Genomic DNA, 16,534 nt, shown 5'->3' with positions numbered 1-16,534 from the left:
AACTGCAGGGCGACAGCGGTGCCCGCGCGCTGCTTGACCCGGCTATTCTCATCACTCTGCCGGCCCATCAGGGCACGATCCGCGACGCGGATCTGCCACGATCCGGGGCAAGCCGCTGACCGGCAGCGCGCCTGAATGGGTCAGTGGCTGCCGGGATTAGCGCGTACCTGCGCCACTTTTTCGCTCAGATTCTGCCACGCCGGTTGGTCAGATGCGTAGCGCTGGCGCAGCCAGGCGGCAATATCCGCAACCTGCTTATCCGACAAACTGGCGGCAAAGCCGGGCATATAACCGAGCGCATCGGTTGCCGGTTTGTCGATACCGTGCAATACCACCTGTAACAGATTATCCGGCGTCGCGCTGGTTATGCTGCTGCTGTTGGCCATCGATGGGCTGACGCCAAACAACTGCGGTCCGCCCTCGCTGGCGCTGTGGCAGGCCTGACAGGCACCTTTAAACAGCCGTTCCCCTGCGGCAGTGTTCCATGCCGGTTTTGCCGCCGGTGCAGCGACAGGGCGCGCTGCCTGACCATTGATATCCGCCAGATAGCTGGCCATGGCGCGCACATCGGCTTCCGGCAGGGTGGCGAGATGGCTTACCACCGGAGCCATTGGTCCGGCGGCAACGCCGTGCTGCGCATCGTAACCACTGCGCAGGTAGTTATACAGCGACTGCGCCGTCCACGGCTGCGGGGCTTTACTCAGCTGATTAAGCGCGGGCGCTTCCCAGCCGTCCACCCAGCCACCGACGAGGAAATTGTCCCCGCGTTTTTCCGCGCCCAGCAAATTACGCGGCGAGTGGCAGGCACCGCAGTGTCCGGCTCCGTTCACCAGATAGGCACCGCGATTCCATTCGGCGCTTTTGCGGGGGTCAGGCTGGAATTCGCCGCGCCCGAGGTAGAGCGCGTTCCAGCCTGCCATCAGGAAGCGCAGGTTATAGGGGAAGCGCATCTGGTTTTCTGCTGGTGCCTGCTGTACCGCCGGCTGCGACATCAGCCAGGCGTACAGCGCCTGCATATCGCCTTCGCTCAGCTGGCGAAAGCTGGTGTAGGGAAACGCCGGATAGAGATGATGGCCGTCGCGGCTGATGCCCTCGCGCATGGCGCGATCGAAGGCGTTAAATGACCAGCTGCCGATGCCGGTCTGTTTATCCGGCGTGATGTTGGTGGTGTACAGCGTGCCAAACGGCGTCTCCATCTTCAGGCCGCCGGCATTGGTCGCGCCGCCTTCCGTGGTATGGCATACCGCGCAGTCACCGGCGGCGGCCACCTGACGGCCACGTTCCAGCATCTCCGCCGACCAGCTTCCGGCGGCCGGGGGTGTCACGGGCGCAATCGGTGCGCGCCACGGCAGCGCGTTAATCGCCACGCCAGCGGCGAGACCGAGCAATCCTGTTACGCCACCCAGCGCCCATTTTCGGCTGCGGCGGCGGACGGTTTGGGCCGGTGCGGCCAGCTGTGGCTCCGGCTGCGGATCGGGGCCGTTCAGCGCCTGACGCAGTTTGTCAGCGGTAATGGGCAATTCGCGAAAACGGATACCGGTGGCATCAAACACCGCGTTAGCGATGGCCGCGGCGCTGGGCACCGACGCGGATTCCCCCGCGCCGAGCGGCGGTTCGTGCGGGCGCGGCACCATCATCACGTCGATATCCGGCACTTCCGGAAACGTCAGGATCGGGTAGCTGCCCCATTCCTGGCTGGCGATCAGGTTGCTTTCAATCGTCACCTGTTCTTTGAGCACCCGGCTGGTGGACTGAATGACATTGCCGTGAATCTGATGCTTTACCCCTTCCGGGTTGATCATCATGCCGGCATCATGGCCTACGGTGATGCGCGTAACGGCGATCTCGCCGCTCTGCTTATCAATCGCGACATCCGCGACCCAGGCAGCCCAGGCGGCGCCGAAGCCGGGAAATTTGCTGTGAATATAGCGTGCGTAGGCAAAACCGCGTCCGCGCAAAATGCCGGGTTCGCTGGCGGTCTGCTGAATGGCGGTGCGCGGCGTCCAGTCTGCGCGCGCAGCGGTGGAGCGCATTAGCTCGGCGGCGCGATCGTCCTGAATGTAGCGCAGCCGGTACTCCACCGGATCGACGCCTGCCGCGTGGGCCAGCTCATCCATATAGGATTCATGGGCAAAGGTGTTGGGCAGGGCCGAAACGCCGCGCATCCACGAGGCGCGCACAATCGGCGCCATGTCCTCAATGGTGACGCGCAGATGGGGAAAATCGTAAGGTGGAATGGAGGTGCGATCGCCCATTTCATACGCCAGCGCCACCGGATCGACACGGCCGGTTAGCAGCAGTGCCAGGGTGGGTGCGCCGTTGGACGGATAAGACGTGGTGAAATCATACACCTGCGGATTGCCCTGCGCGTCCAGCCCGCCGTCCACCTCCATCAGCTGTGCAGTGCCTTTCGGTTCCCAGACGTGCTCCTGGGCGCGCGTCAGCTGTACCCGCACCGGCTGGCCCACCGCGCGCGACAACAGCGCCGCATCGGCGGCCACGTCATCGGCGCAGTTGCGACCATAGCAACCGGCGGCTTCCATGCGGTTCACTTCAATAGTCTCTTCCGGCCTCTCCAGCAGCCATGCCAGATCGGCGCGCAGCAGGTGCGGGTTCTGCGTGCCGCTCCACACCTGCAGCGAATCAGGCTGATAGTCGGCCACCGCGCAGGAAGGGCCAATCGACGCATGCAGCTGATAAGGCCAGACATAGCTGCGGGTAAAACGCTGCGCGACATTCGCCAGCGCGGCATCCACTTCACCGCTGTCATGCACCACGCGCGAGGTGCGGGGATTATCACGAATAGCCTGTTCGATATCGCGCAGGTCCGGCAGGCTGTGTTCCCACGGCTTCCAGCGCACCTGTAATGCGTCCATCGCGGCGATAGCCTGCTCCTCGCGCTCGGCCACCACGCCGACAAAATCCGCGATCTGCACCACTTTCACGATGCCTTCGAGATGCGCGATCGAGCTTTCGTCAATGCTGAGCAATGAGGTGCCGACAAAGCTACCAGTGTCATAGCCCGCATACGGTGGACGGATGACCCGGCCGTGCAGCATACCGGGCACGCGCAGGTCATGCACCCACGTTAGTTCGCCGGTGGCTTTGGCGGGAATATCCACCCGCGCCGAGCTGGTACCAACTAGGCGATATTCACTGGCGGGCTTGAGTGTTACCTGATGATCAATCGGCACGATGCTGCGCTGCTGCTGCACCAGTTCGGCAAATGACAGTTGCACCCCGTTGGGGTGCTGCAGGAAACCGCCGTCCAGAGTGATGCTCTCCACCGGTAGCTGCCAGCGCGCGGCGGCCTGCTGTAACAGCCACTGGCGCGCCGTTGCAGCCGCTTTACGCAGTGGTACGGCAGAAATTTGCAATGTGGCGCTGGCGATGGTGGCACCCTGGTTGGGCACGCGTAGCGTATCGCCCAGTACCATTTGCACCTGATCCATGCGCAGATTGAGCTCTTCGGCGACGATTTGCGTCAGCGCGGTTTTCACCCCGGTGCCGAGATCGACATGGCCATTGAAGGCCCAGACGCTGCCGGAACCGTCAATAGCCAGAAACAGAGCCCGCTCTTTGGCTTTCAGCGTCGGCGTCTGGCCTTTGGGTACCAGCCCGGGCGGCGGCTGAATCTCATCGACAATCAACAGGATGTCGCTGGCTGCCAGCAACTGCTGCTGCGTGGGGACGTTAGCCGTACTCATGATGCCGCCTCCGCCTGCTGCAGGCATAAGGTGATGGCACGCTTCACCGCGCACAGAATCTCCTGATGGGTGCCACAGCGGCACAGGTTACCGCTCAGCGCCGCACGTATTTGCCGGTCATCAGGGCAGGGCTGAGCGCGCAGCAGCGCGGCGGTGGTCATGATCATGCCGTTAAGGCAGTAACCGCATTGTGCGGCCTGCGCCTCGATAAACGCCTGCTGCACCGGGTGCAGTGCTTCGCGGTTGCCCAGCCCTTCCAGCGTGGTGATAGCGCGCTGACGCACGCCATAGGCCGGGATGACGCAGGCGCGCGCGGCAACGCCATCGATCAGCACGGTGCAGGCACCGCATTCACCCAGGCCGCAGCCATATTTGGGACCGTTAAGCTGGAGGTGATTACGCAGCACCAGCAGCAGCGAGGTATCGCGATAGCTGCTGATGGAGTGAGTCGCACCGTTCACCTCAAGGGCGTAATGGCACGTGGATGCAGGTGAAACCGGTGTGGCAGTCTGATGTGCCAGCATTTTCATTATTAACCGCCTTAGCGAGGCGGCTAAGCGCCCCGGGTTAGGGCTGGCTCGTATCGTCCAGCATTTTTTTCAGCAGATAAATCAGCGCGACCCGTTCGGCCGGATTCAGCTGCCCGTAAGTCATTTCGGTGATGCGCATCGCGTTGTCTGTCGTGCTGTCAATCAGGCGGTGGCCTGCATCGGTCAGCATGACAATCACTTTGCGTTTGTCGGTGGGATCGGGACCCAGACTGACCAGATCGCGCGCCTTAAGACGCTCAACCACACCGCGAATGGTGGCCTGATCGACGGCGGTATAACGCACTAAATCGTTCTGTGCGCTCGGACCGCGATCGCGCAGCGCACAGAGGGTAATAAATTGCACGGCAGTGATCTGTGAATCACCGACGTGTTGCTGAAAAATCGCCGCATGGCGTTGATACACCTTGCGCAACAGATGTCCAACCTGCTCGGTATAGTCATAGCGCTGGTCTGCGCGCGGATCCTGCTGGTGCGACATGCCTTTATCCTTTTTCCCGGAAACTGTCAGGCAGTGTAATGCATTGTCACTGTGCTGACAGCCGTTCCCTGCGCACGATTAACGCGCGCGTGAGGCCTCCGGTGCCACCACTTCACCTTCCGCCACCACCAGCAAATCGTCCACTTTGATGTCGCAGCGGCGCAGAGCAATGTCCATATGGCACGGCGTTTTGCGCTTACCGCCCACTTCGGTGTTCGGTCCGGTCGAAAACAGGAAGTTGCCGTAAAAGGCGCGCGCGTCCATACACATGCCGTCGTTTTTGTCGTGTAATCCCATCGCTGTCCACTGCGCGCGCGGCTGCAGCCCCCAGCCGATGTGGGAAATACCGTACACTTCCGGATCGTTGAAGTAGCGCATGTAATCGCGCAGATACTCGGCTTCAAAGCCACCGTGGATGCGGGTGACAAAACCTTTCTCGATCTCCAGCGTGATGCGTTCACGCGCGTAAGATTTAAACGGCAGCAGGATGTCGCCGACGTCCAGCACCAGCACGCCTTCAGCCTGATCTTCATTCGGCCAGGTAAACAGGAAGCCACTCGGCCAGTGATCCCAGCGGCCCGGCTCATCCGCGTAGCCATATTCCGTTACCGTGGGGTACTGGCCGAGCGGGGCGCGAAAATCACTGCCGGCCGGCGACTTCACCGTCATCATGCGCGCTTTTTCCAGCACTGCCGCCGCGGCCAGCACGCGCGACTTGTCCTCTTCAGTGGGCAACATTCGTGCCAATACTTCCGGCGGCTCAACCGCCAGCAAAATTCGCGTCCCGGTTTTCAGAATTTGCTCCTGCTCCGGCGAATGCAGCAGCATCATGGTATCGACGATCAGGTCCGCCGCTTCCAGCGCGCGCTGTGCGGCAATGTTGCCGGTAAGCGCGGTATCACCACAGTAGGCGGTCATGTCGTTACCCATTGCCGTCGGGTGATTGAAGGCCGGCAGCTCAATGCAGTACACCTTCGCGCCCAATCGTAGTGCAGCATCAGTGGCGGCCTGCACGGTGCGTGCATCGGAATAGTGACTTTTCAGGATGGCGACACTCTGGCTGGCGTCGACTTTCGACAGCCGTAAAACCTGCTCGAACATCTGGCCTAACTGGCTCTGATTTACTGCCATAGCGGTTTCCTCTCAGGGTTAGATGTCAGACAATTTGCTGCGCAAAACTTCAGCTATTTATAGCGAACACGCTTTATGTGTTTGTTATAGACGTGTTGCGAAGAACAGTGCAAGCATTTCTTTTTGACATAAGAAAAGCCTATTTAACCTTATCATCAGGCTGTGATTAACATCATGTTATCGAGTTTTCACTGTAAATACGGTTGCTTTTAACAGTGTCATAACCTCAATAATTGAAGTGTATGCACTATAAATTCACTGTCGGGTTTGATCGTTTATCCGCGTGCATACCTTCAAATCAGCGTCTGTGTGAGAGGAAAATATGAGCAATATGAAACGCATCGCGGTAATCGGCGCCGGGCTGGGCGGGCTTGCCGCCGGCTCGCTGTTACAGAAAGCGGGATTTCATGTCACGGTCTACGAACAAAGCCCGGCTTTCTCCCGTCTGGGTGCCGGCATCCACATGGGGCCGAACGTGCTCAAGGTGTTTCGCCGCATGGGTATCGAACAGCAGCTGGAGGATCTGGCTTCGCATCCCGATTTCTGGTTCAGCCGCGACGGCGAGACCGGGGAGTATTTGTCACGCATTCCGCTGGGCGCTTATGCGCGCAAAGAGTACGGTGCGGCTTATGTCACGGTGCACCGGGGCGATTTGCAGGCCATGCAGATGACCAGTCTGCAGCCGGACAGCGTCCAGTTCGGTAAGTGCCTGAGCAGCGTCGAAGACAGCGGCAGCGATGTGGTGCTGCGTTTTAAGGATGGCAGCGAAGCGCGCGCGGATATCGTGATTGGCGCGGATGGCATTAACTCAAAACTGCGTGAGCATCTGCTGGGGGTGGAAGCGCCCACTTACAGCGGCTGGGTGGCGCACCGTGCGCTGATCCGCGGCGAACAACTGCGTAAATACAACCTCAGCTTTGAAGATTGCGTGAAGTGGTGGTCTGAAGATCGTCATCTGATGGTCTATTACACCACCAAAGCGCGCGACGAATATTATTACGTCTCCGGTGTGCCGCACCCGGCGTGGGATATCAAAGGCAGCTTCGTTGAAAGTAGTCAGCAGGAGATGCTGGAAACCTTTGGTCACTACCATCCGGTGGTACAGGCGCTGATCGAGTGCAGCGAATCGGTCACCAAATGGCCGCTGCTCAACCGCCAGCCGCTGCCGGTATGGAGCGAAGGGCGCATTGTGCTGCTGGGTGATGCCTGCCATCCCATGAAACCGCACATGGCGCAGGGCGCTGCGATGGCCATCGAAGATGCCGCCATGCTGTCGCGCTGCCTGACGGAAACCGGTCTTGATGATTACCGCACCGCGTTCCGCCTGTATGAAGCCAACCGCAAAGAACGTGCGTCGCGCGTGCAGGCCGTCTCTAACGCTAATACTTTCCTGCGCACCCAGGAAGATCCGGCCTGGGTGTACGGCTACGACGTGTTTGCCGCGCCGCTGAAAAGCGAGGTGACCTCATGAGCCGTTTTATGCACGGCGGGCAGGTACAGGCCAACGGCATTCGCCAGCACTATCTGCGCTACGGCGGCAGCGGGCCCGCGCTGATCCTCGTACCGGGTATCACCAGCCCGGCAATCACCTGGGGTTTTGTGGCGGAAGTTTTTGCGCAGCATTTTGATACCTGGGTACTGGACGTGCGCGGTCGCGGGCTCTCCAGCAGCGGTGAAGGGCTGGATTACGGCATGGAGAGCTGCGCCGATGACATCAACGCCTTCGCGGATGCGCTGGGGCTGACGCGCTATCACCTGGTTGGCCATTCGATGGGCGCGCGCTTCATCATGCGTGCGGCGGTGAAACAGCCAGCCGGCGTGCTGTCGCTGTCGCTGATCGATCCGCCGGTTTCCGGTCCGGGCCGGCGTCTCTATCCGGGGCAGTGGCCGTGGTATGAAGATTCCATTCGCGACGCGCAGCGTGGCATGGATGCTGAAGCCATGAAGCAATACTGCCCGGCCTGGAGCGATGACCAGCGTCAGCTGCGCGCCGAGTGGCTGCACACCTGCTATACGCCGGCCATCCGTCGCGCCTATGACGATTTTCACCAGCTCGATATCCATCAATATTTCCCTCAGCTACCGGCAAAAACCTTGCTGATGGTGGCAGGCAAGGGCGGCGTCATTCAGGCGGAAGATGAAGCCGAAATCCGCGAGCTGCTGCCGACCATTGAGATCAGTCGGGTAGCCGGCGCCGGTCACATGATCCCGTGGGATGATTTTCACGGCTTCTTTAATGCCTTTGGCACCTTCCTTGGCCCCTCACTGAATCCGGAGACGCAGCCATGACGCGTTCGTATCGTATCGGCCAGATTGTGCCGAGTTCCAACATCACCATGGAAACCGAAATTCCCGCCATGCTGCAGGCGCGCCAGCTGATTCGCCCGGAGCGGTTTACCTTCCACTCCAGCCGTATGCGCATGAAACATGTCAATAAAGATGAGCTGGCGGCGATGGATAAAGAGTCCGACCGCTGTGCGCTGGAGCTGTCCGACGCGCGCGTTGACGTGCTCGGCTATGCCTGTCTGGTGGCGATCATGGCGATGGGCCCGGGCTATCATCGCCAGTCGCAGCAGCGCCTCACACAGGTCACGCGCGACAACGAGGCGCTGGCACCGGTGATCACCAGTGCCGGCGCGCTGGTCGATGCGCTGCATATTATGGGCGCGAAGAAGATCGCGCTGGTGGCCCCCTACATGAAGCCGCTGACCGAGCTGGTGGTGGATTACATCCAGCGCGAAGGGATTGAGGTAAAGCAGTGGCGCGCGCTGGAAATTGCCGATAACCTCGCCGTCGCCCGCCACGACCCGGCCAATTTACCCGGCATCGTGGCGGACATGACGCTGACGGATGTTGATGTGGTGGTGCTGTCGGCCTGCGTGCAGATGCCATCGCTGCCGGCGGTGGCAAAAGTGGAGGCGCAGACCGGCAAGCCGGTAATTACGGCCGCCATTGCCACCACGTACGCTCTGCTGAAGGCGCTGGAGCTGGAGCCGGTGGTACCGGGCGCGGGCGCACTGCTGTCCGGTGCGTGGTAAGGAGAAACCATGAGCCAGAGTGTCAGTGATAACTACGCCGGTGTCTGGGGCAACCGCATCGGTTTTGGTCAGCGTCCGGCGCTGCTGATGATCGACTTTCTGCAGGGCTACACCACGCCGGGCGCCGCGCTATTTGCCCCGGGCGTGGTAGAGGCGGTGGCCGCCGCACAGGGCCTGCTGGCGGCGGCGCGCCAGTGCGCGATTCCGGTGATCCATACGCAGATTCGCTACCATCCGCAGCATCAGCAGGACGGCGGGATCTGGGTGCAGAAAGCCCCGGTGATGCGTGACATGGTGGAGGGCAATCCGCTCGCCGCGTTTTGTCCGGCGGTGCAGCCGCTGGCCGCAGAAGTGGTGATCACCAAACAGTATGCCAGTGCGTTTTTTGGCACGTCTCTGGCATCGATGCTGGTGGCGCAGGGCATCGATACGCTGCTGATCGCCGGCTGCTCCACCAGCGGCTGCATCCGCGCCAGCGCAGTGGATGCGTTGCAATACGGTTTTCGCGCCATGGTGGTGCGCGAATGCGTGGGCGATCGCCATGATGCGCCGCATCAGGCCAATTTATTTGATATCGACAGTAAATATGGCGACGTGGTAAGTAAAGCCGCGGCGCTGGAGTATCTCGGGAAGTTCAGCGCCCGTTAAGGGCGCGTTTCACCTGCACGGAGTGCGCACAAACAGTCCGTTTCGGCTGCGGCTGAGACGCATAACAACATCTCCCCGACGACGGGGTTATTGCGCCCGGAGAACACCATGACTGACGTTTCAACCCGTCCTGCTGCGCTGGCAGCCGAAGACACCGCTTCGATTTATCGCAAAATCACCTGGAAGCTGATTCCGTTTCTCTGCCTGTGTTATCTCGCGGCCTATCTTGATCGCATCAATATCGGCCTGGCTAAGCTACAGATGGCGAGCGATCTGGCGCTGAGCGAGACTGCGTTTGGTCTGGGTGCCGGGCTGTTTTTTGTCGGCTATATCCTGTTTGAAGTGCCGAGCAACCTGATTCTGCAGCGGGTCGGCGCAAAGATCTGGATCGCGCGCATTATGATTACCTGGGGCCTGCTCTCGACCGCCACGCTGCTGGTGCAAACGCCGACCCAGTTCTACATCATCCGCTTTTTCCTCGGCGCGGCCGAAGCCGGTTTTCTGCCTGGCGTGCTGTTCTATCTCACCAAATGGTTTCCCTCATGGCGCCGCAGCCGCATCATTGCGCTGTTTATGATTGGCCTGCCGCTCTCCAGCCTGATTGGCGGACCGCTTTCCGGCTGGATCATGGGGCATTTTCATGAGGTTTACGGCATGCGCGGCTGGCAGTGGCTGTTTCTGCTGGAAGGCCTGCCCAGCGTATTACTGGGTGTGCTGACGTTCTGGCTGCTGCCGAACAGCGTCGAGAGCGCCAGCTGGCTCAGCAGCAGTGAGAAGCAGGCGGTGCTTCGCGAACTGGCGCGCGATGAAGGTGACGCCAAAGGGCTGAAACACAGCCTGCGTGATGGTCTGCTGAATATTCGCGTGGTGATGCTCGGCGGCATCGATTTCTCGATTCTGCTCAGCGCTTACGCCATGGGTTTCTGGATGCCGACCTTTATTAAGAATGCCGGCACCACCGATATCACCACGATTGGCTATCTGACGGCGATCCCCAGTCTGGCGGCGTTAATTGGTATGCTGGCGATTGGTGCCAGCTCAGACCGCCTGCGTGAACGCCGCTGGCACATCATTGTTCCGTTTATTATTGGCGCGGCAGCGATGGGGACCAGTACCTTCTTTGCTCATAACGTGGCGATGACCGTGCTGCTGTTCTCGATTGCGCAGGCGATGATTATCGGGGCGGTGCCGGTGTTTTTCAGTCTGCCCGCTACGTTCCTGAAAGGTACGGCGGCCGCGGCGGGTTTTGCGCTGGCCTGTTCGATCGCTAATATCGCCGGACTGGTGAGTAATTCCGTGATGGGCGTGGCGCTGGACCTCACCGGCAGCAGCAACGGCGCGCTGTGGTTCTTCGCCGTGTGTCTGCTGCTCAGCTCGCTGTTGGTGGTCGCGCTGCCAGCGAAGCTGGTGAATCGGTAGAAGATACCTGCGCGTTAAAGCACTTGTTATTCCCTGGTGCGCATCAATGCGCACCCTACAAAACAGTGCGAATTCGTTGTAATTATCGCCGTAGGGTCGCCATTCATGGCGACCTGGTTACATAATCTGCATAACCAGGTGCGCATCAATTCGCACCCTACAAAACCGTGCTCATTTTGTTGCAATTATCGGCGCAGGACCGCCATTCATGGCGACCTGGTTGCATAATCTGCATAACCAGGTGCGCATCAATGCGCACCCTACAAAACCGTGCGCATTTTATTGTAATTATCGCCGTAGGGGCGTCATTCATGGCGACCTGGTTACATAATCTGCATAACCAGGCGCGCACCCTACAAAACCGTGCGCATTTCGTTGCAATTATCGCCGTAGGGTCGCCATTCATGGCGACCGCCTCACAGCCGCAGAATGCAGCTCCACACCCCGCCAGACCGTAACCCCCACCCGCACTCAATCCTCCTCGCTAATCGGTTATCCATAAGGTAAAAATCTTGTGGGATAGCTCAAACTATCAGCTAAAGGTATTATAAAGGTATCTATTCTGGTGCTAGATTGGTTCTACCAACACCGGGGAGTCTATTTCGATGAAAACTACAATTCCAAAGCTGTCGTTCATGATGTTCTTAGAGTGGTTTATCTGGGGGGCATGGTTCGTGCCGCTGTGGGCATTTCTCAGCAAAAACGGCTTTTCGCCGGTTGAGATCGCCTGGTGCTACGCCTGTACCTCCATCGCTGCCATCCTGTCACCGATTCTGGTCGGCTCGCTGGCTGACCGTTTCTTCCAGGCACAGAAAGTGTTATCGCTGCTGACAATCGCCGGCGCGATTCTGATGTTCTTTGCCGCACAGCAGACGCACTTCAGCAGCTTCTTTCCGCTGCTGCTGCTGTATGCGCTCACCTATATGCCGACCATTGCGCTGACCAACAGTATTGCGTTTTCCCACGTCGGTGACGTGGAGCGCGACTATCCGCGCATCCGCGTGATGGGCACTATCGGCTGGATCGCCTCCGGCATCGCCTGCGGTTTTCTGCCGCCGCTGCTCGGCTTTGGCGATATCTCCGCCAGCAACGTACCGTTGCTGATCACCGCGGCCAGTTCGCTGTTGCTTGGCCTGTTCGCCCTGACCCTGCCAGCCACCGAACCCAAAAGCACCGGCAAGTTCAGCCTGCGCGTGGCGCTCGGCCTCGACGCACTGCATCTGCTGAAAGATCGCAGCTTCCTCGTATTTTTCGTCTGTTCATTCCTGTTCAGTATGCCGCTGGCGTTCTACTACATCTTCGCTGAGGGATATCTGACCGAAGTCGGTCTGCCACACGCCACCGGCTGGATGACGCTCGGCCAGGTATCAGAAATCTTCTTCCTGCTGGCGCTGCCGTTCTTCATTAAACGCTTTGGCATCGGCAAAGTGCTGCTGCTCGGCCTGGTCACCGCCGCGCTGCGCTACGTGTTCTTTGTGTTCGGCGGCGATCAAAACCTGCTGACCTTCGGCCTGCTGTTTATGGGCATTCTGCTGCACGGCGTCAGCTACGACTTCTACTTCATCACCGCCTACATTTACGTGGATAAGAAAGCGCCGGTGGCGATGCGTAACGCTGCGCAGGGCCTGATCACCCTGGCCTGTCAGGGCATCGGCAGCCTGCTGGGTTACCGCCTCGGCGGCTATCTGATGCAGGAGATGTTCGCGTATGACCAGCCGCGCAACGGCCAGACCTTCAACTGGGCGGGGATGTGGATGTTTGGCAGCGTGATGATAGTCATCATCACCATCGCCTTTATCGTTCTGTTCCGCGACGGCAAAAAACGCAGTGATGAATTAACCGCTTTTGAAAACTCAGCAACCGCTGACAGCCATAAATAAGAGATGTAACCATGACGATGACACACCAGGAAAAACGGATTTTGGGCGCATTTTACGGCCAGGCATTGGGCGATGCGATGGGCATGCCATCGGAACTGTGGCCGCGCAGCCGCGTGAAACAGCACTTCGGCTGGATTGATCGCTTCCTGCCCGGCCCGGCAGAAAACAATGCCGCCTGCTACTTTGGCCGGGCGGCTTTTACTGATGACACCTCAATGGCGCTGGCGCTGGCCGATGCCATTATCAGCCACGACGGCGAAATTGATGCGGAAACCATCGGCGCCAATATTCTGCGCTGGGCGGAAGCGTTTGATGCCTTTAACAAAAATGTGCTCGGGCCGACCTCCAAAATCGCGCTTAACGCGCTGAAAAACGGTACGCCGGTGGCGCAGCTGGAAAATAATGGCCTGACCAACGGCGCGGCGATGCGCGTGTCACCGCTGGGCTGTCTGCTGCCAGCGTGTGACCTGCCGGCTTTTATTGACGCTGTCGCGCTGGCCTCCAGCCCGACACACAAATCCGACGTGGCGATTGCCGGTGCCACCGCGATCGCCTGGGCAATCTCCCGCGCGATTGACGGTAGCGACTGGGCAACAATTCGTGACGAACTGCCGGCGATTGCCCGCGCGGCGCAGGAGCGGCGCGTCACCACTTTCAGTGCGGCGATGGCGGCCCGCATCGAACTGGCGTTGCAGGTGGTGGCGCAGGGCAGGGGCACCGAGTCGACCATGCAGCAGATCTACGATCTGGTCGGTACCGGTACCAGCACCATTGAATCGGTACCGGCAGCGATCGCTATGGTCGAACTGGCAGCCACCGATCCCAACCGCTGCGCCATTCTGTGCGCCAATTTGGGCGGCGATACGGATACCATCGGCGCGATGGCGGTTGCCATTTGCGGCGCGCTGCACGGTATCGACGCGATCGATGCGCAGCTAAAAGCGGAACTGGATGCCGCTAACGCGCTGGATTTCACTCACTACAGCCGCGCGTTTGTCCGTTTCCGCCAGCAGCGCGAGGCCGCCTATGCTGACGCCTGACGATCTGTCCCGACTGGCGGGCCGGTTGCCGGTGTGCGTGGTGGGGGCGGCGGTAGTGGATGTGATTGCCGATGCCTGGACGTTGCCGTATCGCGGCAGCGACATCGAACTGCATCAGCAGGGCGTGAACGTTGGCGGCTGTGCGCTTAACGTCGCCATTGCGCTGCATCGTCTCGGCATTCCATCCATCAACGCGCTGCCGCTGGGGAACGGTATCTGGGCCAGTATCGTGCGACAGAAGCTGGCGGAATACGGTGTGCAGAGCGTACTGGAAAATGCGCACGGTGATAATGGCTGGTGTCTGGCGCTGGTCGAGCCGGATGGCGAGCGCACCTTTCTTTCCGTCAGTGGCGTGGAAAACCAGTGGGACGCCGCGCTGTTGCGCACATTGCCGCAGCCGGCGCAGCGCTGGATCTATCTCTCCGGTTATCAGCTCACCAGCAAAAGCGGCGAAGTGCTGATCGACTGGCTGGAGCAGCAGGCACAGCCGTATCAGCTGCTGGTGGATTTTGGCCCGCGGCTGGCGGACATCGGCGAGGCGCAGTTTGCGCGCATCATGGCGTTGCAGCCACTGATTACAGTGAACAGGCAGGAAGCGGAGCTGCTGTGGCATGAGCGTCTGCGCGCATCCGAACCTTTCGACGCCCATCAGCTGATGGCGCGCTGGCAGCAGCAGTTTGGCGGCGCAATGGTGTTAAGGCTGGACAGCGAAGGTGCCGGATACATCGACGCTGAGGCGCAGGGCTGGGTGCCCGCACTGGCGACAACGGTGGTTGATACTATCGGCGCGGGCGACAGCCATGCTGGCGGATTACTGGCGGGATTAGCGTCCGGCTGGTCACTGGCGGAGAGCGTTGCGCTGGGCAACGCAGTGGCGTCGTATGTGGTTTCCCGGCGCGGTGGCGACTGTGCGCCCGATCGCGCCACCCTGCGCGCTTACTGGCAGCAACGCCTTACTCAGCAATAAACACGTACATATCGCTGCGGCAGTAGCTGATGCTGTACTCCAGCGGATTGCCCTGTGCGTCGAGTGCCAGCTGCTTAATCACCAGCACCGGCACATTGGCGGGCAGGGCAATTTGCTGCTGCAGGGCTTCGTCCGGCATACGCGCGCTGACCCGGCTCTGGGATTTCACCGGCAGGATCTGCTGGCGATGAAAATAGTCATACAGCGAAATACCAATCTCATCGGCATCGGCGATGTAACGCGCCGGCACCCACGACTCTTCAACCGAGACCGCCTGGCGGTCGACATAGCGAATACGTTTCAGCAAATAGACATCGCTGCCCGTGCTCAGCCCCAGCTTTTCGGCGATCTCTGCGCTACAGGCAATTTTGCTTTTGTTGATCCACACGGTGTCCGGCGTTTTACCACGCAGCACCGCCTGCTGCGACAATCCTTTTGGTTCTTTGAGTGAATATTCAAACTGGCTGCAAATCTGCGTGCCGTAGCCGCGGGAACGGAACACGACGCCCTCTTTTTCCAGCTCGTCCATGGCTTTACGCACGGTGATGCGTGAGATGTTCAGCGACTGGCTGAACTCGCGCTCGCCCGGCAGGATCTCTTCGTGCACCAGCGTGCCATCGCGCACTGCCTCTTTAATCGCACTGGCAAAGCGTTTATACAGCGGCGTGCGACTCTCTGTCGCCAGCGTGGTGGTCAACCGCGCCAACAGCGCATTGTGGTCAGTCATAGCGGGCAGGGCACTCACTCGGGTCAGCGGCAGGAACCGCTATAATACTGAATTTTAATGCGGCGCGCAGCCAGCGTCGCGTGACGGTGCGGGTGCTATGCTGCCAGACGGCCCTGTTGGTTCGCTTGTTTATTTCCGGAGACATTATGTTAATCGCTCAGATTTCAGACATCCATGCCGCACCGGACAATGATCACCTGCTGCGCCTGGCGCGGTCGCTGGCGTGGCTCACCCATGTGCAACCGGATGCGCTAGTGTTAACGGGCGATCTTGTTGATGGCGAGTGGCGGCAGGGTTACTGGCAGATAGCTGAGCAACTGCGCCAGCAGCATTACACTGCATTTATATTGCCGGGCAACGCCGATGATCGACGACTCATGCAAACGACATGGCATGAAAATCACTGGGCGAAAAACACCCCGGCAGACGCGCTGCATTTTGTTCAGGATATGGGCGGTTTGCGTATGCTGGGGCTGGACTCCACGGTGAATAAACAGAATTTTGGCAGCGTCGGGGAGCATCTGGAATGGCTGGAAAGACAACTCAGCGATACGCATGGACTGCCAGCGCTGCTTTTTCTGCATCATCCGGTTATCGCATCGGGCATACCGACGCTGGATGAATCAATGTGTCGCGGGCTTGATAAGCTTGAGTCGATCCTCAGACGCAACCGGGCCAGAATACTGGCTATTGCAGCCGGGCATGTGCACCGGCCCGCAGCAGGCATGTTTGCAGGGGTTCCGGCTTATATTTGTGGCTCAATTTGCCCGGCGAACCCGCTGTGGTTCGGCAGCCAGCAGGTTCCTCCGGTGAATGATCCACCGGCACTGATGGTGCACCGTTTCGCCCGCGGCGTTTTGACCAGTCATCATGTTTCTGTATAAAGTAAAAACCACGTCATTTCCTTAATCCAATCAAGACAGTTCTTTTGCCAGTCGAGGGCAATAG

General features: G+C 59.7%; 14 protein-coding genes. 9 read left to right on the top strand and 5 right to left on the bottom strand.

Features of this window, described 5'->3' with window-relative positions:
* Window positions 1–140: 140 nt before the first annotated feature.
* The 4 genes from FT726_RS18015 to FT726_RS18000 form a co-directional block, all read right to left on the bottom strand.
* A complete protein-coding gene (locus tag FT726_RS18015; RefSeq protein WP_346303172.1) occupies window positions 141–3,707 on the bottom strand; it encodes a molybdopterin cofactor-binding domain-containing protein in 3,567 nt (1,188 codons plus the stop codon).
* The gene (locus FT726_RS18010) at window positions 3,704–4,231 is read right to left on the bottom strand and encodes a (2Fe-2S)-binding protein (RefSeq protein WP_371221476.1); all 528 of its coding nucleotides are present in this window, start codon (window positions 4,229–4,231) and stop codon (window positions 3,704–3,706) included. Before FT726_RS18010 ends, FT726_RS18015 begins: the two co-directional genes overlap by 4 nt.
* 43 nt (window positions 4,232–4,274) lie before the next feature.
* Window positions 4,275–4,736 (bottom strand): MarR family winged helix-turn-helix transcriptional regulator, encoded by a 462-nt coding sequence (locus tag FT726_RS18005; protein WP_021508807.1) that lies wholly within the window; start codon window positions 4,734–4,736, stop codon window positions 4,275–4,277.
* Window positions 4,737–4,814: 78 nt separating this feature from the next.
* Complete coding sequence (locus FT726_RS18000; RefSeq protein WP_136546994.1) at window positions 4,815–5,867, bottom strand: 2,5-dihydroxypyridine 5,6-dioxygenase; 1,053 nt, start codon at window positions 5,865–5,867, stop codon at window positions 4,815–4,817.
* Between the two features lie 322 nt (window positions 5,868–6,189).
* Between FT726_RS18000 and FT726_RS17995 the strand changes: the two genes are divergently transcribed.
* The 8 genes from FT726_RS17995 (at window position 6,190) to FT726_RS17960 (ending at window position 14,859) form a co-directional block, all read left to right on the top strand.
* A complete protein-coding gene (locus FT726_RS17995; protein ID WP_346303171.1) occupies window positions 6,190–7,338 on the top strand; it encodes an FAD-dependent monooxygenase in 1,149 nt (382 codons plus the stop codon).
* On the top strand, window positions 7,335–8,156 hold the full coding sequence (locus FT726_RS17990; RefSeq protein WP_346303170.1) for an alpha/beta hydrolase: 822 nt from the start codon (window positions 7,335–7,337) through the stop codon (window positions 8,154–8,156). The genes FT726_RS17995 and FT726_RS17990 overlap by 4 nt, the downstream gene beginning before the upstream one ends.
* A 47-nt stretch (window positions 8,157–8,203) precedes the next feature.
* Window positions 8,204–8,905, top strand: a complete 702-nt coding sequence (locus FT726_RS17985) for an Asp/Glu racemase (protein ID WP_199188990.1) — start codon at window positions 8,204–8,206, stop codon at window positions 8,903–8,905.
* A gap of 9 nt (window positions 8,906–8,914) precedes the next feature.
* Complete coding sequence (locus FT726_RS17980) at window positions 8,915–9,553, top strand: isochorismatase family protein (protein WP_021508812.1); 639 nt, start codon at window positions 8,915–8,917, stop codon at window positions 9,551–9,553.
* 108 nt (window positions 9,554–9,661) lie between these two features.
* A complete protein-coding gene (locus FT726_RS17975) occupies window positions 9,662–10,972 on the top strand; it encodes an MFS transporter (RefSeq protein ID WP_021508813.1) in 1,311 nt (436 codons plus the stop codon).
* Window positions 10,973–11,577: 605 nt separating this feature from the next.
* Entirely contained in the window at window positions 11,578–12,852 is a 1,275-nt protein-coding gene (locus FT726_RS17970; RefSeq protein WP_031279949.1) for a nucleoside permease, read from the top strand.
* Window positions 12,853–12,863: 11 nt separating this feature from the next.
* Window positions 12,864–13,892: an ADP-ribosylglycohydrolase family protein gene (locus FT726_RS17965; RefSeq protein WP_371824666.1), complete on the top strand. Its 1,029-nt coding sequence runs from the start codon at window positions 12,864–12,866 to the stop codon at window positions 13,890–13,892.
* On the top strand, window positions 13,879–14,859 hold the full coding sequence (locus tag FT726_RS17960; protein WP_166710594.1) for a PfkB family carbohydrate kinase: 981 nt from the start codon (window positions 13,879–13,881) through the stop codon (window positions 14,857–14,859). Before FT726_RS17965 ends, FT726_RS17960 begins: the two co-directional genes overlap by 14 nt.
* On the opposite strand, the gene FT726_RS17955 is transcribed toward FT726_RS17960, so the two are convergent.
* A complete protein-coding gene (locus FT726_RS17955) occupies window positions 14,846–15,586 on the bottom strand; it encodes a GntR family transcriptional regulator (protein ID WP_058780995.1) in 741 nt (246 codons plus the stop codon). The genes FT726_RS17960 and FT726_RS17955 overlap by 14 nt on opposite strands.
* 146 nt (window positions 15,587–15,732) lie before the next feature.
* Between FT726_RS17955 and FT726_RS17950 the strand changes: the two genes are divergently transcribed.
* Window positions 15,733–16,470: a metallophosphoesterase gene (locus tag FT726_RS17950; RefSeq protein ID WP_346303169.1), complete on the top strand. Its 738-nt coding sequence runs from the start codon at window positions 15,733–15,735 to the stop codon at window positions 16,468–16,470.
* The last annotated feature ends 64 nt before the right edge of the window (window positions 16,471–16,534 follow it).

The sequence above is a fragment of the Pantoea sp. Morm genome (assembly GCF_016643525.1).
Taxonomy (GTDB): domain Bacteria; phylum Pseudomonadota; class Gammaproteobacteria; order Enterobacterales; family Enterobacteriaceae; genus Pantoea; species Pantoea dispersa.
Note: the sequence above shows the minus strand (reverse complement) of the source record. Positions and strands in the feature narration are given on the sequence as shown.